Origin of the sequence: Pedobacter zeaxanthinifaciens (genome assembly GCF_003313335.1) — a bacterium.
GTDB lineage: Bacteria > Bacteroidota > Bacteroidia > Sphingobacteriales > Sphingobacteriaceae > Pedobacter > Pedobacter zeaxanthinifaciens.
Map to the genome: position 1 here is coordinate 82652 of NZ_QMHP01000013.1, position 18682 is coordinate 101333.

An 18682-nucleotide genomic window follows, 5' to 3' on the forward strand; every position below is an offset into this window, starting at 1 on the left:
GGATGACAAAAACAAAAAGTATTTCCGCTACAATAAGGTTTATTATCGAAAGTTTAGTGGTTTTGGGCAACATCGCATTTCGCGGCACGTAGTTCTATGATCTGTCTTTGCGAATGTTAATCAGCCACAGATGCACAGATATTTTTATTCGATTCTATGTTTAAAATCTGTGCATCTGTGGCTGATCATGAACACGTATATAGCTTTGGGTCAGTAAACTAGGAGTTAAATTTAATCTCGAGGGGCAATAAATATCTGTGCATCTGTGGCTAATTATGAATAAGCATGTAGCTGTGGCCATTAGTGGCGAACTCTGTTTAGCTATGGGAAAATGCGATAAATATCTTTTCGATGAGCGATGGTGATAAAGTTAATTGTGTTATTTACACACTCGAAACCTATACGATAATCACCTAATTTTATACGATAGAAGGTTTTATAGCCCTTCATCTTTTTCAAGTTTTTTATTTCAGAGAGTTTTTGAGCATCTTCAACTGTCTGTATGGTAGTCCAAATTTTTAACTTCAATGCGTTATCATTTAGCTTTTCCAAAGCTTTATTAAAGCTGCTTTCAAACTCAACTATCATTTTTTACGCCAAGGGTTTTCATAATGGTATCTCTGCTCACTTTCTGCCCTGTTTTCTCCTTCTCCATCATTTTGCCGAAAAGTAAATCTTCAATTTCTTCAACGTCAATAGCCCTTACGTTGTCGCCAAGATGCTTAGCCATAGCAGCCAAAATTTTTAGATTTGCAGGGTTTTTACTTTCAATGATCAACGCAGCCATAACTTATTACTTTTTATATAACAAATATACAAATTTGCTAGTAAAGATATCTGGCAGCACTAGCTCTCAACTTCGTAAGTTTTTAAAGCTTGCAATGTTTTTTAAGTGCACTGCCATTCATAGTTGTGATGTTGAGCTTGCCTAAACATCTGCTCACTAACATAAAATCCTTCGACAAGCTCAGGATTGACACAAACAAAAAGTATTTCCGCTGCAATAAGGTTTATTATCGAAAGTTTGGTGATTTTGGGCAACATCGCATTTCGCGGCACGTAGTTTTATGATCTGTCTTTGCCAATGTTAATTAGCCACAGATGCAAAGATATTTTTATTCAATTCTCTGTCTAAATCTGTGCATCTGTGGCTAATCATGAACACGTATGTAGCTGTGGCCAGTAAACGAGAAGTTAATCTGTTCATCTGTGGCAAAACATCAATAAAAACATACTTCATTTTGCCGTGTTGTATATTAATCAATCAAATCATAAATCTAAAAATCGTAATTAGTAAATCGCTTCGTATCTTTGTAATAATTAATGGGAAAACAAAAATTTTATGATACTGCGCCCAAACAAGAAAGGGCGGTTTTAGTAGGAGTGGCTTTGCCAGGCGAAAAAGCTGAGCAAACCAAGGAGTATTTGGACGAGTTAGCATTTTTGGTGAATACAGCTGGTGGTGTAGTGGAAAAAACTTTCACGCAGCGCATGCAGAAGCCAGATCGTGCTACGTTTGTGGGTACAGGAAAGTTAGAGGAAATACAGACGTATGTAAAAGCAGAAGAAATTGATTTGGTGGTGTTCGATGATGAACTTTCGCCATCGCAATTGCGTAACATTGAAAAAGAGCTAAAAGTTAAGATACTGGATAGAAGTAACCTGATTCTTGATATTTTTGCTGGTAGGGCACAAACCGCACAAGCTAAAACTCAAGTAGAACTTGCGCAGCTGCAATATTTGCTGCCTCGTTTAACCCGTATGTGGACTCACTTGGAGCGTCAAAAAGGGGGTATTGGTATGCGTGGGCCGGGTGAAAGCCAAATTGAAAGCGATAGAAGGATGATTTTGGAAAAAATTACCCTGCTTAAGGAACGCTTGAAATTAATTGATAGGCAGAACGAAACGCAACGTAAAAACCGTGGTCAGCTTATTCGCGTGGCTTTGGTGGGTTATACCAACGTTGGTAAATCTACTATTATGAATATGCTTTCTAAATCAGAAGTATTTGCAGAGAACAAGTTGTTTGCAACACTGGATACCACAGTGAGGAAAGTGGTGATTGATAACTTGCCTTTTTTGCTTTCGGACACTGTTGGCTTTATTCGCAAATTGCCGCATCATTTGGTAGAGTGCTTTAAATCTACCTTGGATGAGGTGCGTGAAGCCGATATATTGGTGCATGTAGTGGATATTTCGCATCCAAATTTTGAAGATCAAATACACACAGTGAATGAAACCTTGAAGGACTTGGGCGCTAGAGATAAGGAAACCATTATGGTTTTTAACAAAATAGATGCTTATGTAGCTCCAGATCAAGATAATTTAGTGGATGTTGATGAACAGCAAGAGCCACTAACGTTAGCTGATTTTAAAAAAACTTGGATGGCACACAACAATTCCCCAGCAATTTTTATTTCGGCTACACAAAAGGAAAATTTAGAAGATTTTAGAAACTTATTGTACGATAAAGTGAAGGAAATTCATACTACACGGTACCCGTATGATAAGCTGCTTTATTGATATTAATGGAGCAATGACCAATAATCAATGACCAATAACCAATAACCAATAGCAATAAGCAATAGTTAGTCTGTACTAATATCAATGGGAGTAAATATGTACGTAATAATTATTTAGCTTGATTTTTTGACTATTGAATTGAATATTAACGTAAGTTGTTGAGCTTCGTCAATTAGTTTGTTTTTTGTTTCGTTTAGCTCAGGCTTGTCCTGGATGTCAATAAGATTTAGCCAAAGTTTAGTTTCTTTTGCTTCTTTTCGGCAAATTTTTATTCTGAATACAAAATCTGCCTTGCTTAAGCTTTCGTTAGCTTCAATATAATTTGCAGCAACAGAACCAGAAGACCGCGTGACTTGTTTGATGTCTTGAATGTTAGCGATATTTGGGGAAACCTTTTTACAGTAGCTTCTAACAGCTTTTGCAAAAATAAAGGTCCTCTGTTCTAAGTCGAAGTTTGAATTATTGGTCATTAACTAAATATAACTACTTTTACATTTGAATTTAATGCTTGATAGCTTTAATAGCTATTTGAAGTAACATTGATAGCATTTGATGATTGGATATTGTTGTTATTGCAATTGGTCATTGAATATTGAAATTTGGTAATTTTTAAGATATGGAAAGTAACAGACAAAAGAAGTTTGCAGGATTATTACAGGAAGAATTGGCAGCAATTTTTCAGCGTGAGGGCGCTGCTTACTTGCCAAATACATTGGTCACAATTACTAAGGTTCGTGTATCGCCAGATTTGGCGGTAGCAAAGGTTTACCTTAGTTTTTTTAATACAAATAATACTGGTTTATCGGTAGCCACAGTTAATTCTCATGCTGGCGAAATTAGGTATAAATTGGGTTCTCGTATCCGACACCAAGCTAGGGTTGTACCTACCTTAACTTTCTTTGTAGATGATACTAACGAATACGTTGAAAGAATGGACCAAATTTTTGATAAAATTGCCAAAGAACGTAAGGATACGGACAACGACGCAAGCGAAGATTAATATGCTTTCAAAATTTATGAGGGTTAATAAGGTTTAGCTCCCTCGGGTTTATTTAAACATCAGAATGCAAAAGTATATCCGAGAGCCAGGAAACTTCATCACCCATTTTTTGCCAGCAGTTTTAGCGCTACCTGGCATGTATTTGCTGCTCCAAAAATCATCAACTTTGTTTGAGGAAACGGCAGCAATTGTATACGGACTGGGTATTTTCGTACTCTTCAGCGTTAGCGCCATTTATCACAGTGTGCCAAAAACGGAATATGGCATTAGGTTTTGGCAAAAGTTTGATCACTGTTGTATTTATTTGATGATTGCCGGTTCTTTTACACCAACAGCATTGCTCATTTTTGATGGTTGGGTGCGTTGGTTGTTATTTGGCTTGGTGTGGCTTATTGCAATATTAGGGTGCCTACTTAAAATTTTTAACAGGCTTAAAAAGGGAAATCTCTCCACTGGCTTATACATCGCCATGGGCTGCCTTATTATCCCGTTTATGGCTAAAATGGTGGAGCAAATTCCAGTAATTGGTTTGTTTTGGCTATTGCTGGGAGGGGTTTTTTATATTGGAGGTACGTATTACTATGCCAAAGACAAACCGCTTTACAAGTACCTGCACAGTCATGAGCTTTGGCATGTTTTTGTGAATTTAGGTGCACTATCTCATTTCATTTACAACTATAGCTACGTTTTTAAAGGTTAAGTTTGTTCTAAGTGTAACAGATTTGCCCTGACAAACATATTTTAGCACTTGCTTTTGATGGTAAATAGTAGCAGTGTTTTTTGTTAAATAAACCCGGTTGAAGCGAACACGAAGTAAAGCGGAAAACGGGACTTTGCTAACGGAAGGATTACTGCATTTGCTTTTCTAAAAATATCGTTAAAAGGTAATATTGCCAGTACAAGCTTCAGGTTTTGTTGATTATTTAGTAAATTTAAGTATGAGCAGATGGATTGTTATTTTATTGCTGATGTGCGGGTTACAATTGCAGGCGCAGCAGCGGCCAACGTTAAAAAACGGATTGGAAAATTTTGTGACAGCGAACACCATATATCCGATGTATGCGCTTGACAATTGCATACAGGGTACAATTGAGGTAGCTTTTAAAATTAATAAAGAAGGAAAGGTAACTTATGCTACCGTGAGCAGGGGCGTAGGGGCAGATTTGGATGCTGAAGCCCTGCGGTTGATTAAACTGACCAGCGGAAAATGGATAGTGCCTAGCGGTTATGATACTACTACTCTTGTGCGTTCGCCAATGAAGTTTAGTTTGAAGGACTATGGTTGCGAAGGCATGAATCCGGCTAGCATGGGCCTGTCGATAAGGAATTACACTGAACAAATAGGATCCTTGAATAAAATTGCCAATTTTTACAGAAACCGTGAGCAGGCAATAGAGAATTTTGTTGGTGAGGACAACATTATTGCCCTGAAAAGCGAATTAGGTATTGATGACGATTATTTGAATAGAAAAATTAAGATTGCAGAACGGAAGATTAGTCAGGGCGATTTGCAAAGTGCCTGCGAAGATTTTAAGTTTGTAAAATATATGGGCTCAACAAAAGCAGATCAACTGCTTGCCAAATATTGTAAATAAAATATGCGTATTCTTCTTCGAGTTTTTGCCTTTTTGGATTTGCTTACCGTGATTTTCATGACTATGCAACTATGGGATATCGCTGAAAACTTTTCGAAGTTTACTGTTCCGTCGGATAAGATACAGGCAATTTTAATGTTTCCGATGTTTGTTTTGGTAATTATAGGTGCTTTAGGTTTATCGTTGGGGAAGAAATACGGTTTTATAAGCTACTATATTCAATTTCCTTTCAGGTTATACCTTTGGGTACTAAGCTTAGGCTTTATCACTTTACTGCCCGAAGCTTTTGAGAACTATGATGATAAATGGTTCCCTATTTTACTAAAGGTTTGCTATGTTGCCGAGTTTATTAGGCTTTACCTTACCATTAGGGCGCACTATCTAACTCAGGAACAACAACGGTTAAACAACTAGGCAAAAGCTTAGCATTTATTTTATTTATTTTCCCAAAGTACTCTCCATCTACCTGGAAATGCGCTTTTTGTTTAGTGCTAATGCTCACTTCCGAAACTTGAAAACTTTCTATCTTTTTAGGGTTCCAAGGGGCCTTGCTAATCCATATTTTTAGGATTTCCATCACGGCATATTCCTTAATAAGGATAATTTCAAAAGCATTGTCGTCCAGCTTTCCATTGGGATTAATTTGAAATCCGGTTCCATATTTAGTGGCGTTGGCAATTACCACCATGGCAGCTTCGGTTTTAATCTCCCGGTTGTTAACCTTAAATTGAACCATCATTTTTTTGTGGTTCCAGAATGCGTGCCAAGCAGATTTAGCATAGGTCCACATGCCGCGACTAGGCAACTCATCGAATTTTTTAACCAGGTAGGCATTAAAGCCGATATCGGACAAGTGCACACAAAGTTGTTCGTTAACTGATGTAGCGTGGATTTTTTTGGTTGGTCCATTGGCCGCTACATCCAAAGCTTCCTCAATATCTAGTGGTATTCCTAGCTCTTTAGCCATGCCGTTTGCCGAACCTGCGGGGATAATTCCAATGGGAGTATCGCTATCAAGTAGGCACTCAGCAACAAGTTTCAACGTACCGTCTCCACCAACAGCAATTACTCTATCAGCATTAGCTTTTTCGATGGCTTTTTTAACATCATCAGTTTTACAGCTGCGGGGTAGTTCAAAAATTTCTATCCCAATATCGCTTTGGCTAAAGTGGTTGATAATCTGTTCGCTAAGGCTTTCGTCCTTGTTTCCAGAGCCCTGATTCACAATGAATAGCAGGCGGAGTTTCGTGTTTTTATAGGTCATATTATTAATATCATATAAAACAACAATACCTTAAGTCTGTTTTAAATAAATATGTCGAAAATTGCAGCTCAAGTAAAAGTTTATCGAGGCTACGGTCACACACATAATTTGGTGATTTACGGCCACGTGTTCAAACACAGGGCTAAAACCGAACAACGTTTTAGCAAAAGTTTTTGGACTAACCTAAAACACGTTTTTAAGCTTTTTGTGTTGAAGCCTTATCCCTACGTTACAGTAGAACTGAATTTTTATGGACAGCGCATTACATCTAAAACTGCTGACGATGGTTTTTTTAAGGTAGAGTGGGAAGCAAATGATAACGTGGCTGCAGGTTGGCATCAAGTTGAGGTGCGAGCTTTAGATGAAGCCGGAAATGAGATAGCCCGTAACAGCGGCGAGCTTTATGTGCCCCATATCACGCAGTATGCATTTATTTCTGACATAGATGATACGGTAATGGTATCGCACTCTAAAACTATAGCTAAGCGATTAAGGGAACTGTTGCTGCGTAATCCGCATACGAGAAAAACTTTTCAATCAACACGATATCATTATGAGCAGCTTGCCTTAGCGCATACCAATGAGCAGCAGCCAAATCCATTTTTCTACGTTTCTAGTAGCGAGTGGAATTTGTATGATTACCTTTTAGAGACTTTTAGATTTAATGGTTTTCCAGAGGGATCTTTTTTGCTTAATCAGTTAAAACGTTGGCGAGATTTATTGAAAACTGGTAAAACAGGGCATGAGGGTAAGCTATTACGAATCATGAGGATTATCGATGCTTTCCCAAATCAAAAGTTTGTTTTTTTAGGGGATAACTCGCAGCAGGATCCTGAAATTTATTTGAAGATTTGCCAAAAATATGGCAAAAATGTACAGGCTGTTTACATTAGAGAAGTAAGAAAATCTAAATATTTAGAAACTAAAAAAATATTGAATAAATTAGAGCAGATGAGTATTAGCACTTGCCTTTTTGTGCATAGTGAAGATGCCATTGCACACTCAAAAAAGATAGGATTGATCAGTTAACGTATACATATAAACTAAACAAGCATGAAAAAATTGATACTGGTACTTTTTGTGGCTTTTACGCTGCAGGCATGTACAAAAGATTTAAGATTAGTTAAACAACAGGACACCAAATGGGAACTGAGCGACTGGCCCGGCAAAACTTTGCCTGCTGCCGCGAAAGCAACATTAAATATTAGCGAGGGAAGTAAAATTGGTGGGAAGTCGTTTTGTAACACTTACGGCGGTAATGCAGTAATTAATGGGAATGCTATCCGTTTCAGCAAAATTTTTGGCACTAAAATGTATTGCGAAGCAGTAGGTGATGCCGAAAATAAATACTACGCAGATTTGGAGAAGGTAACTGCTGGAAAAGTATCGGGCAATAAATTGTATTTGTACCAAAACGAAACATTATTAATGGTTTTCACAAAACTTTAAAAGTTGAGGCGCTACTTAAATCTGTTCCGTATTTTTGAGCATGGTTTTTAGTTTGCCCAATGATGAAGTTGTATTCCCAAACCCGGAACTGGCTGATGAAGACGGTTTGTTGGCCATTGGTGGCGATTTAAGCCCTGAACGTTTGATATTGGCCTATCATCATGGCATTTTCCCTTGGTTTAGTGATGATGATCCTATTTGTTGGTACTCGCCACACGAGCGATGCGTAATATACCCCGAGCGCATTAAGGTGAGTAAAAGCATGAAGCAAGTGCTCAAAAACGGTGGTTTTAATGTTACCGTAGATGAATGTTTTGCGGATGTGATTGCCAAATGCGCTAAAGCTCCCCGCAAGGATCAGCCTGGTACATGGATTACAGCAGAAATGCAGCAGGCTTATATCAAGCTGCATCAATTAGGTTGGGCTCATAGTGTGGAGGTGTGGAAAAACAATGCACTGGTTGGTGGCTTGTATGGTATTGCTGTAAGTGATGTTTTCTGTGGAGAAAGCATGTTCAGCTTGGTAAGCAATGCTTCTAAAGTAGCCTTAATTTTCTTGTGCCAGCAAACCAATTTCAAATTGATAGATTGTCAGCTGCCAAATGAACACTTACTAAGTTTAGGGGCAGAAATGATTGATAGGGAGACTTATATGGAAGTTCTTAATAAGCAATAACCATATTCAACCTTTTTGAACTAGTTATTGCTATCCCTTAATTTCCCTATAAATTCTACAAATTTTTTGCTGTTATAATTTGCTGCGCCTTCGTGTTTAAAGGAAAGTCGCCCTTGCTTATCAAATACAATTGTTGTTGGTAGTGATCCGGCAAATAGTTGTTCAGGAACACTGCTATTCATCTGGTAAACAGGCAAGGCATAATCTCTTGCTTTCATGTAAGCTAATGACTTCTCGAAATTACTATCTGCATCAATCAATAGAAAAACTACGTCGCCGCTGCTTTTATATTTTTCGTATAATTTATTGATAGATGGCATTTCTGCTAAGCATGGAGGACACCATGTAGCCCAAAAGTTAATAAATACTACCTTGCCTTTAAGCTGATTTAAAGAAATTGTTTTGCCAGATTGGTCTTTAAAGCTCAATTGAAGCGATGGCTCATTTTTAGGCATTGTTCTTTCTACGCTGGGATTAAAAAGACCTACTTCCATTAAGCCCTGTATAAGTAAGGCTTTTGCCGAGGGAACAAATAACAATATGCCTATGACTAAGACAAAGATCCCATTTGAAATGTACTTTTTGAGATTAGTTTTCTTCTCCATCGACTGAATTTTGATATAGCAAAGCTAACGATTAGCCTTAAATAAGTAGGCTGCTTTTGTGCATATACATAAAAAATCGCCATTGCGATTGAAGAAACTTGTTGCTTAGAAAGTTTAGTTCCTCCAAAAATCGCAATGGCGATAAAATATCCTGATGTTTTTAACTGTTAGTGCACAAACAGTTTTGCTGAAAATCGGGTGTCATCGTTATTAGCCTTTAGGCCTTTTGCATAGATAGTATAAATTTTACCTTCTTCTACTTTAACGCTGCTCAAGGTAGTTTCTATATTGTTATTGGTGGCATTCTTGATATTGAAATTTGCACTCGCTGCTGCATCAATAACTATAAAATCACTATATTCTTTAAAGGCTTTATTGGTAACGATATCGGTAGCAGCGCCATTTATATTTAAGCTTAATGGCCCGCCGTCAGGACTCAAGTTTACAAAGCGCACTTTTGCTTTTCCGGCAGCAGGTTTTTCCAAGTTATCCTCTAACATTAAAAACTCAATGTTCGCTAACGTATTTACTAAAAATAACGAGTATCCAGCTTGTGGTTTTAAGGTAAATTGTAAGCTTTTGAGTGATGTAGCACTTCCTTTTTTGGTAACATTAAAAGCCCTACTTCCGGCATAAGCACTTAAGTAGCCAATTTTATTTCCAAATTCAAAGTCAGAGTTGTTGGCTCTGGTGTTATCTACATAAACATCTAACAACTCCAAAGTAGGAGATGCTTGTATAATATTTAGTCCCGACACCTCAATTGGTTGGTAATCATTATCTAATTTAGAACATGATACCAAACCTAGAGAAAGTAAAGAGAGCGTGATTACTGCTGCGAAGATTTTACGCTTAATTGAAAATTTCATGATTATAAAAAATAGTTTAAACAATACGGCACTTTGCCATTAACTCACATAGCTAATACGAAAGTTAGTTTACAAACGCTACAGTGCTTATAATATTTTTTACGCTTGAATGAGTTTAAGTTGGCAGCCTAAACTGTATTGGCTTGGTGTTAGTTATTTTTACCTTTCCTTAGCTCTATCACTGTAATTTCTGGCCATATGCCAACTCTGCCTGAAAATCCAATAAAACCAAAGCCTCTATTAACGTTTAAATACTTGCCGTTTTCTGCTTTAATGCCAGCCCAATGTTTATACCTGAACTGTACTGGGCTCCATTTTAATCCAAACGCTTCAATGCCAAATTGCATGCCATGCGTATGCCCTGCTAGGGTTAAATGTATTTTCGAAGGATAATTTTTTACTTGCGCTTCCCAGTGGCTTGGATCATGGGATAGTAATACTTTGAAATCATCAGTAGAAAGGCCTTTAATCGCCTTTTGTAAATCGCCACGCTCACCAAATCCTAAGCCCCAATTTTCTACCCCTACAAGCTGAATTTGCTGCCCGTTTTTTTCGATAGTCACATGTTCATCAAGTAACAGTCTGAAACCTAATTCGGCATGATATTTTTTAAGCTGATCAAGATTGTTTCTCTTTGCAGTTTCGCTTTCCCATTTCACGTAATCGCCATAATCATGGTTGCCCAGTACGGAAAACTGTCCGTAAGGTGCTTTGATTTGTGCAAAATGCTGAAGATAAGGTTTTACTTCTTCCGCTTTATTGTTCACCAAATCGCCAGTGAAAACAAATAAATCAGCCTGTTGGCTATTAATGAGGTCAATTCCTTTCTGTACTGCTTTTGGGTTGTTTAAACTTCCAGCATGTACATCCGAAATTTGTGTCAATTTGAAACCGTCGAAAGCCTCGGGTAAGTCTTCAAAATATAGCGTATGCTTAATTACGCGATAGGCATATTTTCCTTTTAAAATTCCATAGATAAAAACTATGATTACGATAAATGATAATAGAATTCCTAAATAAATGCCTGTAATTGGTCTTTCAGGATAGGTAAGTTCACTGTTTGAAGCATAGTTTATGATGGCTTTAATTAGTCGATAGGCTTCTGATACTAGGTTTACTGCAATAAAAACCAGCAATGAAACAAAGTAGGTTAATAAGGCGTGTGCGCTAATTTTAAATAATGCAGTTTGGCCATCCACGCTTAACCTTAACATGCTCCATGAAAATGTAAGTAGAAGCGCTACAGGAAAAACCCATATCCAAGGTAATACTATAGCTGGAATTAAAATACCCAGTGCATTTATGGCATAACCGTTAAGTAGTAAAAAAAGGAGCGCAAATATTAAAATAGGTATAAAAGGAATTTTTCTTCTCATGTTGGATGTTTTTAACCGCTTTAGTTTACACTGAATATTAACTTAGGTGTTTAGTTTTTTTTGCTTTTAAGTTTTAACCATCTTAGCCACCTTAGTTTAGGCTGCAATATCCAACTTAGGTGTTTGAGGTGTTTGGATTTTTTTGCTTTTAAATTTTAAACCACCTTAGGCAACGTTCTTAACAGCAGACTTCGCTTCTTCGATCAGCTGATCAAATAAAAAAATCGTCATTGCGAGGCACGAAGCAATCCTAAAGCGAATAGCTAATTGTAATATTGCTTCGTGCCTCGCAATGACGATACCTTAACGCCTCTCTCTAAATGGAGGACCCAGCGTAGGGTTGTTATATCAACTCAACACTGCGGCTAACAAAAGCAGTTAACTCCGCACCGGTCAGCATACCTTGAGATAGCAATGCCAAATCAACCGCCTGCTTAGCAAATTTGTTCTGCTCCTCTTCGCCAGAAGCTAAAATTTTGCTTACCAATTTGTGGTTTCCGTTAATGGCCACTTTGTAGCTATCCGGCATATTGCCATAAAATCCCATACCGCTACCCATTTTTGCCATGTCTTTCATGCGGCGCATAAACTCATCCATGGTAATGGTAACAGGAGCATCATCCGGGTTTAAGCCAACTACCTCAACGGTGTAACCAGGTTTGCTAATTGCTTTCTCGAAAATACCCTTTACTGTTGCTGATTGCTCCTCGCTCAACACCGACTCTAATTTCTCATCTTTTTCTATCAGTTGGTTGGCTACCGAAGCATCAACACGTTTCATCAACGTTTTTTCTAATTTCTGCTCTAAGCTGCTCACAAAATGATTGTCAATAGGCGAGTTCATCACCAATACATCATAATCTTTTTTGTTTGCTGCTTGGATAAAGCCATCCTGCTTATCAGGGTCTGTGGTGTATAAATAAACCACATTTCCGTTTTTATCTGTTTGCAGTGCACTTACTTTTTCTTTGTATTCTTCCAAAGTAAAATGCTCCTTTTTAGTGTTGGTTAGCAAAGCGAATTCTTTTCCTTTATCATAAAATTTCTCTTCGCTAATCATACCATACTTCACAAACAAGCCAATATCGCTCCATTTCTCTTCAAAAGCCTTACGGTCTGCTTTAAATAGCTCACTCAATTTGTCGGCTACTTTTTTAGTGATATAGTTGTTGATTTTTTTCACATTCCCATCAGCCTGCAAGAAACTTCTAGAAACGTTCAAAGGAATATCCGGACTATCAATTACACCATGCAATAACATCAAAAATTCAGGCACAATATCCTTTACCTCATCAGTAATAAATACCTGGCGAGAGAACAATTTGATCTTGTTGCGCTGCATATCAAAGTCTTCCTTCAACTTGGGGAAATACAACACTCCAGTTAAGTTAAAAGGATAGTCTACATTCAGGTGAATCCAAAACAGCGGATCCTCCGAAAAAGGGTATAATTGCTTGTAAAAATCAAGATAATCAGCATCTGACAAATCTGCAGGCGCTTTGGTCCAAATAGGGTTGGTAGTATTTACAATATTGTCAACCTCTTCTGATTTATATTTGGTTTTGCCCTCTTCATCAACGCCATCTTCAACACTATTTGTTTTAGTGCCAAACTTAATTGGTACAGGTAAAAACTTAGCATATTTGTCTAAAATTTCCTGTAATTTATATTCACTTAAAAACTCTTCGCTTTCAGCATTTACGTGTAAAATGATATCAGTACCGCGGGTAGTTCTTGATCCTTCCGAAATTTCAAAAGTAGTACTTCCATCGCAGGTCCATTTTGCAGGTTCAGCACCATCTTGGTACGATAAAGTGTTGATTTCTACCAAATCAGCCACCATAAAAGCCGAGTAAAAACCTAAACCAAACTTGCCAATAATCTCGTTGGCATCTTTCGCATCTTTAAATTTTTCTACAAACTCGCTAGCGCCCGAAAAAGCTACCTGATTAATGTACTTTTTAATTTCTTCGGCAGTCATACCCAAGCCATTGTCGCTAATGGTAATGGTTTTAGCTTTTTCATCCAGTTTTACTTCTACCAAAGGTTCGCCAACTTCACCGTTAAATTGGCCTAGAGCGCCTAAGCGTTTAATCTTTTGCACAGCGTCAACCGCGTTAGAAACTAATTCCCTTAGAAAAATTTCATTGTCCGAATACAGGAATTTCTTGATGATTGGGAAAATGTTTTCTGTGTGTATGGAAATACTTCCTTTTTCTGTTGTCATATCTTAATAAAATTTGCTTATGCCCTTGTTTATCAATGCTTGTTCCAAAATAAAATTTAGGTCAAAGTGGCAGGCGGTTTTGGTTTGCGCTGTATAAAGCCGGTAAAGTTTTAGAATAATTTGAAAAGCAATTGCCGTAATTCTTCGGGTCCGCTAGTCCCGCTTTTTACTACAATCTTTTTGTTGGTCTACTTGTCATCCCAACGCTAGGAGGTATCTATTTCTGAACAGCTAAAGGATGGCCCCGCGATAAGAAAACAAAAAGGATTTTCGTTGCAATCGGGGTTTAATTTACTCAAAACAGTGTTGTAAAACCGTGCAAATCTCACCAACATATCGCAAATTAAGATCGGCAATTTGATAAAAACCTTTGCGTTCGTCGCGAAACTTTCTTTTTTCTTTGCGGTTAATTTTAACGCAAAGTTTTCAAGGTATTCGCAAAGCAACGCTAAGAAAATGTTCTAAATCGCCTCGAGAGAACTTGAAACTAACTTGGTGTTCTTGGTGTCTTTGTAGTTGAACGCCTTTAACCAGCATTTTCAAGCCTAGTTAAAACGGAATTATAAAATTTTCAATCAAATTATTCATAACAATACTTGGTGTCCTTGGTGTCTTTGTGGTTGAACGCCTTTAACCAGCATTTTCAAGCCCATCTAAAACGGAATTATAAAATTTCAAATCAATTTATTCATAACAATACTTGGTGTTCTTCGTGTCTTTGTGGTTGAACGCTTTTAACCAGCATTTTCAAGCCTATCTAAAACGGAACTATAAAAATTTCAATCAGATTATTCATAACAATACTTGGTGTTCTTCGTGTCTTTGTGGTTAAAATGCCATTCAACAACATTTTTCAACATTCAAACCACAAAACAATCCCTATCTTTGGCGCTTAATGGAATACAACGTACATACACTTAAAAACGGCATTCGTATTTTGCATGTTCCAGCTGCCTCGGCAATATCGCATGCCTGCATTTTAGTTAATGCCGGTTCGCGTGATGAAGAAGATGCACAAATGGGTTTAGCTCATTTCATTGAGCATTTAATTTTCAAGCGTACCGAGAAACGAAACACCAATCAAATCCTTAACAGGTTAGAAAGCGTAGGCGCAGATTTGAATGCCTATACCACTAAAGAGTACACTTGCGTACATGCTTCGTTTCTTCATCCCTATTTAGATAGAACTTTAGAGCTTTTTAATGATATCGTTTTTCATTCAACTTTCCCGGAAGACGAGATGGAAAAAGAAAAAGGGGTGGTGTTGGATGAAATCGCTTCTTACTTAGATCAGCCTGAAGAAGCAATTAATGATGATTTTGAGGATATCCTATTCAGGGGCCACGCTTTTGGACGGAATATTTTAGGTACGCCAGATACGGTTAACGGTCTTTCGAGGGAAAATATAATTGCCTTTATCAAACAAAACTACCGAACTGATCAAATTATTGTTGCGGTTTTAGGTAATTATGCATTGAATAAAGTTGTAAAAATTGCAGAGAAGCATTTTGCTGAAGTGCCAGCGAACAATGCACAAAGCAAGCGCTTAGCACCTGAGTTAAATGCTCCTGTTCAACAAGTGATTGATAAGCAAATCGCACAAAGTCACTGTATGTTAGGGGTGCAAACATATTCCTTACACCATCCCTATAAAACTGGCTTGCTATTGCTCAACAACCTTTTTGGTGGTAACGGTATGAGCTCAATACTCAATTTACAATTAAGGGAAAAGTACGGCATTGCCTATACCATCGAGTCGGCATACAGCCCGCTTTCTGATACGGGCATTTTTGCTATTTATTTTGGTACAGATAAAGAGAAAGCTGAAAAAGCCATTAAGCTGATTCAAAAAGAAATGGACAAGCTTAAACAAAAACCTTTAACAGCTTTGCAACTGCACAAGGCGCAAAATAAATTTATTGGTCAAATTGCATTAGGCGAAGAAAACAGGATTGGATTAATCATTGCAATGGCTAAAAGCTTGCTCGATTATAATCAAATAGACAGCCTGGAGGTAGTGTTCGATAAGATTAGAAAAGTAAGTGTGGCGGATATGACCAACATTATTAACGAGGTTTTTGATGAAAGCAAATGGACAAGCCTATTGTTTAATCCGGTGGAAGGGTAAAACCTTAAACCTTACGCCTTTTACCTTAAACCCAAAATTTGTACCTTTGCGGCATGAACTATGGTGGTTGATGTCTTTCAAAACATTGTTACCATCATACGTACACCGATCATTAGAAAAAGATAAGACACCCGATGAAATTACCCATAGTAGCTTACGGCGACCCAGTTTTAAAGAAAGTTTGTTCCCCAATAGAGAAGGATTATCCAAATTTAAATGAACTGATTGCAAATATGTGGGAAACCATGTACAATGCTAGCGGCGTTGGCTTGGCGGCACCACAAGTAGGCTTGCCAATTCGTTTATTTGTTGTTGATACTGGAGAGGGCGATGATGAGCCTCGATATAAAAAAGTATTTATCAATGCGCAAATTTTGGAGGAAACTGGCGAACCTTGGGGTTTTACCGAAGGTTGTTTGAGCATCCCCGAAATTCGTGAAGAGGTGTTCCGTAAACCTAATGTGCTCATCAGCTACTATGATGAAAATTGGGAGCAGCACAAAGAGGAAGTCAGTGGTTTTGCCGCTCGTGTAATTCAGCATGAATACGATCATATTGAAGGCAAATTGTTCACCGAAAAAATCAATATGCTACGTAAGCAACTTATTAAAGGTAAGCTGGATAAAATTACCAAAGGTGAGGTGCATCCAGATTATAAAATGAAATTCCCTAGGCAAAACAAGAAAAGATAACTTTTAGACTAAGGGCGTTTTACAAAGCGCCCTTAGTTTTTAGTTAATTAAAGCACAACCAGCTTAATGTTTTTCTTGAAATCGTTTTCGTAAACGCTTAAAATATATTGCCCTTTTGGCAAGTCGCTTTTTAGGTTAAGTTGGTATTGTGTAGTGCCGTTTTGCGTGCTAAATTCCTCTTCATGCATTACTTGGCCATAAATATTCACTAATTTTGTCTTAATTGATTTTCCTTCAAAATTTTCTAAACTAAAGTTGATCTCTTTTTTCGTAGGATTTGGAAAAGCTTTCGCATTTACTACAATAAGCTCATTAAATTGCAGCGATGTTAGCCACGGCTGAGCAGCCGTACCATCTTTATCAAATTGTGTTAAGCGATAATAGTTAATACCATTGGCCGGAAAATTATCCCAAGCTGTGTAAGTTTTATCGGAGTTGCTCGTTAACGCACCATTTTGCTTGTCTAAATAATTGAAGATTCCGTCTGCTCCTGCCTTCTCTATCAAGAAATAGTCATTGTTGGTTTCACTTGCGGTAATCCACTCTATTTTCACCCTGTTGTTAATCTTTTTTGCCACAAAGTTAACAAGCTTAACCGGCAGCGTAACAGCATCGGGTACAATATTGCTTGAAGCACTTTCATTGCTAATTCTATCCAATGCAGTAACTGCGTAATAGTAGGAGGTGCCCGTGCCAGGTGTAACACTGTTGTCCGTGTAACTGGTGTTATTGCTAGATAGTACTGCAATTAAATTAGCCGAATTGTTAAAGTCGATACTTGTTGACGTTGAGCGATACACGGCATATCTCACTACTTTTTGCCATTCATTTGTAGTAGCGGCCGGGGCTGTCCAAGTAAGCTGCGTTTTTCCCGCTGTTAAACTAGATGTCAAGTTTGTAGGTTGGTCCGGCGCAGTATTGTCCATGTAATCCATTGCTGGAACTAAAGCCGGTGAACTGTATTGGGCCTTTACCAAATCCATTGCTTCTTTTACGCCAGTTTTGGAAGAGATTAAATCGTGCGTAGTAAAGTGTGCTGCACCTTTGATGTTAGGCGTGCTATTTCTTAAGTAATTGATTTGGTTCTTGATCTCATCGTTTGAAATGGTTGAAGACCAAGCCGAGCCATCTGCCGGATCTACACGGTAAGTAGCCAAACCAATGTACACATGTCTAGCAAAATTTTGACGGTTCCAATAATCGGAAACATAGTTGAATTTTGCATTAGCAGTAGTTTGGCTAAAAGCCCAATACACCTGAGGTATGAGGTAATCGATAGTGCCGTCATTCATCCACTTTTGGGTATCTGCATATTGTACGCTGTAATGTTCTGACCCGGTAGTGCTTACCGAAGGTGATGAGCCAGGTACGGTAAAATTGCGGTATATTCCCGAAGGAGAGATGCCAAATTTAACCCAAGGTTTCAGGCTTCTTATTTTCGCACTAACACCCTGTACCATCAATGTCACATTGTCTCTCCTCCAGTTTGCTCTATTGGTAATACCCCTCGAATCTGCGGTAAATTGTGCATCATCATCGGCGTTGGTTAGCCCTGATAGATAGAAATAATCGTCAAAGTGGATGCCGTCTATATCGTAATTGTTTACAATTTCTTCTACCACAGCTATAATGTGGCTCCTCACATCGGCTATGCCCGGATTAAAATAGCGTGTACTACCACTGGTAATTAGCCACTCAGGGTGTACACGTGCCATGTGCGTACTAGCATAAGCGGTGGCAAAGTTGGTTGCAATGGCCGCCCGATAAGGATTTAGCCAAGCATGAATTTCCATGCCTCTATTGTGCGCTTCGGTAATGGCAAAAGCAAGTGGGTCCCACCCTGGGTTTTGACCATAAGTTCCGGTAAGCCAATGCGACCAAGGCACTATTGTACTGCTATATAGGGCATCGCCTGTGGTTCTCACCTGAAAGTAAACGGTATTAATGCCTGCTGTTTTAAGTTGATCAAGCATGCTCGTTAATTTAGTGCGCTGTGTTGCAGGAGCATCGGCCGAGTTTGGCCAGTCAATGCCATAAACAGTCGAAATCCAAGCTGCTCTTAACTCTCTTTTGGGATTTTGAGAATATGCAGTAATTTGCAGTAAAAATAGAGATAGTAAGAGTAAAAATCTTTTCATGTGCGGTTTTAAGGTTGGGTTAACTCTAAATTATAAATAAAACCGCAATAATTTGCATTAATCTGCAACAAAAAAAGCCGGTGTTTAACCCAGTCATGGTCGGAAGAAATTCCGACCTTTTTTATGTTTTAAAAAATAGG

General features: G+C 38.1%; 20 protein-coding genes. 10 read left to right on the plus strand and 10 right to left on the minus strand.

What is annotated here, in order from left to right; genetic code table 11:
* Window positions 1-321 precede the first annotated feature (321 nt).
* The 3 genes from DUT68_RS16730 to DUT68_RS18510 all read right to left on the minus strand — a co-directional run bounded on the left by DUT68_RS16730 (window position 322) and on the right by DUT68_RS18510 (window position 1240).
* Window positions 322-588: a type II toxin-antitoxin system RelE family toxin gene (locus DUT68_RS16730; protein ID WP_113639378.1), complete on the minus strand. Its 267-nt coding sequence runs from the start codon at window positions 586-588 to the stop codon at window positions 322-324.
* Window positions 578-787, minus strand: coding sequence for a hypothetical protein (locus DUT68_RS16735; RefSeq protein WP_113639379.1), 210 nt, complete (start codon window positions 785-787; stop codon window positions 578-580). Before DUT68_RS16735 ends, DUT68_RS16730 begins: the two co-directional genes overlap by 11 nt.
* 300 nt (window positions 788-1087) lie before the next feature.
* Complete coding sequence (locus tag DUT68_RS18510) at window positions 1088-1240, minus strand: hypothetical protein (protein ID WP_157960906.1); 153 nt, start codon at window positions 1238-1240, stop codon at window positions 1088-1090.
* An 83-nt stretch (window positions 1241-1323) separates the two neighbouring features.
* Here DUT68_RS18510 and hflX point away from each other — a divergent pair, with 83 nt between their 5' ends.
* Window positions 1324-2523, plus strand: coding sequence for a GTPase HflX (hflX, locus tag DUT68_RS16740; protein ID WP_113639380.1), 1200 nt, complete (start codon window positions 1324-1326; stop codon window positions 2521-2523).
* A gap of 113 nt (window positions 2524-2636) precedes the next feature.
* Here the strand turns inward: hflX and DUT68_RS16745 are convergent, their stop codons facing one another.
* The gene (locus tag DUT68_RS16745) at window positions 2637-2993 is read right to left on the minus strand and encodes a four helix bundle protein (RefSeq protein WP_113639381.1); all 357 of its coding nucleotides are present in this window, start codon (window positions 2991-2993) and stop codon (window positions 2637-2639) included.
* Between the two features lie 146 nt (window positions 2994-3139).
* Here DUT68_RS16745 and rbfA point away from each other — a divergent pair, with 146 nt between their 5' ends.
* The 4 genes from rbfA to DUT68_RS16765 all read left to right on the plus strand — a co-directional run bounded on the left by rbfA (window position 3140) and on the right by DUT68_RS16765 (window position 5532).
* Window positions 3140-3523: a 30S ribosome-binding factor RbfA gene (rbfA, locus tag DUT68_RS16750; RefSeq protein WP_113639382.1), complete on the plus strand. Its 384-nt coding sequence runs from the start codon at window positions 3140-3142 to the stop codon at window positions 3521-3523.
* A 64-nt stretch (window positions 3524-3587) separates the two neighbouring features.
* The gene (gene trhA / locus DUT68_RS16755; protein WP_113639383.1) at window positions 3588-4223 is read left to right on the plus strand and encodes a PAQR family membrane homeostasis protein TrhA; all 636 of its coding nucleotides are present in this window, start codon (window positions 3588-3590) and stop codon (window positions 4221-4223) included.
* 238 nt (window positions 4224-4461) lie between these two features.
* Window positions 4462-5118 (plus strand): energy transducer TonB family protein, encoded by a 657-nt coding sequence (locus DUT68_RS16760; RefSeq protein ID WP_157960907.1) that lies wholly within the window; start codon window positions 4462-4464, stop codon window positions 5116-5118.
* A 3-nt stretch (window positions 5119-5121) separates the two neighbouring features.
* Window positions 5122-5532: a hypothetical protein gene (locus DUT68_RS16765; protein ID WP_157960908.1), complete on the plus strand. Its 411-nt coding sequence runs from the start codon at window positions 5122-5124 to the stop codon at window positions 5530-5532.
* Here the strand turns inward: DUT68_RS16765 and DUT68_RS16770 are convergent.
* The gene (locus DUT68_RS16770; protein WP_113639386.1) at window positions 5486-6382 is read right to left on the minus strand and encodes a diacylglycerol/lipid kinase family protein; all 897 of its coding nucleotides are present in this window, start codon (window positions 6380-6382) and stop codon (window positions 5486-5488) included. The two genes, DUT68_RS16765 and DUT68_RS16770, sit on opposite strands and share 47 nt — an antisense overlap.
* A 51-nt stretch (window positions 6383-6433) precedes the next feature.
* On the opposite strand from DUT68_RS16770, the gene DUT68_RS16775 reads away from it, so the two are divergent.
* From DUT68_RS16775 to aat, 3 genes are read left to right on the plus strand one after another with little or no spacing between them, the layout of a single operon-like run.
* The gene (locus DUT68_RS16775) at window positions 6434-7411 is read left to right on the plus strand and encodes an App1 family protein (RefSeq protein WP_113639387.1); all 978 of its coding nucleotides are present in this window, start codon (window positions 6434-6436) and stop codon (window positions 7409-7411) included.
* Between the two features lie 24 nt (window positions 7412-7435).
* Entirely contained in the window at window positions 7436-7831 is a 396-nt protein-coding gene (locus DUT68_RS16780) for an META domain-containing protein (protein ID WP_113639388.1), read from the plus strand.
* A gap of 40 nt (window positions 7832-7871) precedes the next feature.
* On the plus strand, window positions 7872-8507 hold the full coding sequence (gene aat / locus DUT68_RS16785) for a leucyl/phenylalanyl-tRNA--protein transferase (protein ID WP_113639389.1): 636 nt from the start codon (window positions 7872-7874) through the stop codon (window positions 8505-8507).
* Window positions 8508-8527: 20 nt separating this feature from the next.
* Here aat and DUT68_RS16790 read toward each other — a convergent pair whose 3' ends face one another.
* From DUT68_RS16790 to htpG, 4 genes are all read right to left on the minus strand, one after another.
* The gene (locus DUT68_RS16790; RefSeq protein ID WP_113639390.1) at window positions 8528-9112 is read right to left on the minus strand and encodes a TlpA family protein disulfide reductase; all 585 of its coding nucleotides are present in this window, start codon (window positions 9110-9112) and stop codon (window positions 8528-8530) included.
* A 167-nt stretch (window positions 9113-9279) separates the two neighbouring features.
* Window positions 9280-9981: a DUF4397 domain-containing protein gene (locus tag DUT68_RS16795; protein ID WP_113639391.1), complete on the minus strand. Its 702-nt coding sequence runs from the start codon at window positions 9979-9981 to the stop codon at window positions 9280-9282.
* Between the two features lie 149 nt (window positions 9982-10130).
* Window positions 10131-11357 carry a metallophosphoesterase gene (locus DUT68_RS16800; protein WP_113639392.1) on the minus strand — a complete coding sequence of 409 codons (1227 nt, stop codon included), beginning with the start codon at window positions 11355-11357 and terminating at the stop codon, window positions 10131-10133.
* Between the two features lie 343 nt (window positions 11358-11700).
* On the minus strand, window positions 11701-13584 hold the full coding sequence (gene htpG, locus DUT68_RS16805; RefSeq protein WP_113639393.1) for a molecular chaperone HtpG: 1884 nt from the start codon (window positions 13582-13584) through the stop codon (window positions 11701-11703).
* A gap of 895 nt (window positions 13585-14479) precedes the next feature.
* On the opposite strand from htpG, the gene DUT68_RS16810 reads away from it, so the two are divergent.
* Window positions 14480-15712, plus strand: coding sequence for a M16 family metallopeptidase (locus tag DUT68_RS16810; RefSeq protein ID WP_113639394.1), 1233 nt, complete (start codon window positions 14480-14482; stop codon window positions 15710-15712).
* A 134-nt stretch (window positions 15713-15846) separates the two neighbouring features.
* Window positions 15847-16404: a peptide deformylase gene (def, locus tag DUT68_RS16815; RefSeq protein ID WP_113639395.1), complete on the plus strand. Its 558-nt coding sequence runs from the start codon at window positions 15847-15849 to the stop codon at window positions 16402-16404.
* A 47-nt stretch (window positions 16405-16451) separates the two neighbouring features.
* Here def and DUT68_RS16820 read toward each other — a convergent pair whose 3' ends face one another.
* Window positions 16452-18542 (minus strand): family 10 glycosylhydrolase, encoded by a 2091-nt coding sequence (locus tag DUT68_RS16820; RefSeq protein WP_113639396.1) that lies wholly within the window; start codon window positions 18540-18542, stop codon window positions 16452-16454.
* Between the last annotated feature and the right edge of the window lie 140 nt (window positions 18543-18682).

Bases quoted from the DNA above. Each gene is read 5' to 3' on its own strand.
- DUT68_RS16820 (WP_113639396.1), bottom strand. From the start codon at position 18,542: ATGAAAAGATTTTTACTCTTACTATCTCTATTTTTACTGCAAATTACT.
- trhA (WP_113639383.1), top strand. From the start codon at position 3,588: ATGCAAAAGTATATCCGAGAGCCAGGAAACTTCATCACCCATTTTTTG.
- DUT68_RS16810 (WP_113639394.1), top strand. From the start codon at position 14,480: ATGGAATACAACGTACATACACTTAAAAACGGCATTCGTATTTTGCAT.
- DUT68_RS16795 (WP_113639391.1), bottom strand. From the start codon at position 9,981: ATGAAATTTTCAATTAAGCGTAAAATCTTCGCAGCAGTAATCACGCTC.
- DUT68_RS16760 (WP_157960907.1), top strand. From the start codon at position 4,462: ATGAGCAGATGGATTGTTATTTTATTGCTGATGTGCGGGTTACAATTG.
- DUT68_RS16730 (WP_113639378.1), bottom strand. From the start codon at position 588: ATGATAGTTGAGTTTGAAAGCAGCTTTAATAAAGCTTTGGAAAAGCTA.
- DUT68_RS16790 (WP_113639390.1), bottom strand. From the start codon at position 9,112: ATGGAGAAGAAAACTAATCTCAAAAAGTACATTTCAAATGGGATCTTT.
- DUT68_RS16745 (WP_113639381.1), bottom strand. From the start codon at position 2,993: ATGACCAATAATTCAAACTTCGACTTAGAACAGAGGACCTTTATTTTT.
- rbfA (WP_113639382.1), top strand. From the start codon at position 3,140: ATGGAAAGTAACAGACAAAAGAAGTTTGCAGGATTATTACAGGAAGAA.
- DUT68_RS16735 (WP_113639379.1), bottom strand. From the start codon at position 787: ATGGCTGCGTTGATCATTGAAAGTAAAAACCCTGCAAATCTAAAAATT.
- DUT68_RS16775 (WP_113639387.1), top strand. From the start codon at position 6,434: ATGTCGAAAATTGCAGCTCAAGTAAAAGTTTATCGAGGCTACGGTCAC.
- DUT68_RS16770 (WP_113639386.1), bottom strand. From the start codon at position 6,382: ATGACCTATAAAAACACGAAACTCCGCCTGCTATTCATTGTGAATCAG.
- DUT68_RS16800 (WP_113639392.1), bottom strand. From the start codon at position 11,357: ATGAGAAGAAAAATTCCTTTTATACCTATTTTAATATTTGCGCTCCTT.
- htpG (WP_113639393.1), bottom strand. From the start codon at position 13,584: ATGACAACAGAAAAAGGAAGTATTTCCATACACACAGAAAACATTTTC.
- hflX (WP_113639380.1), top strand. From the start codon at position 1,324: ATGGGAAAACAAAAATTTTATGATACTGCGCCCAAACAAGAAAGGGCG.
- DUT68_RS16780 (WP_113639388.1), top strand. From the start codon at position 7,436: ATGAAAAAATTGATACTGGTACTTTTTGTGGCTTTTACGCTGCAGGCA.
- DUT68_RS18510 (WP_157960906.1), bottom strand. From the start codon at position 1,240: ATGAAGTATGTTTTTATTGATGTTTTGCCACAGATGAACAGATTAACT.
- aat (WP_113639389.1), top strand. From the start codon at position 7,872: ATGGTTTTTAGTTTGCCCAATGATGAAGTTGTATTCCCAAACCCGGAA.
- def (WP_113639395.1), top strand. From the start codon at position 15,847: ATGAAATTACCCATAGTAGCTTACGGCGACCCAGTTTTAAAGAAAGTT.
- DUT68_RS16765 (WP_157960908.1), top strand. From the start codon at position 5,122: ATGCGTATTCTTCTTCGAGTTTTTGCCTTTTTGGATTTGCTTACCGTG.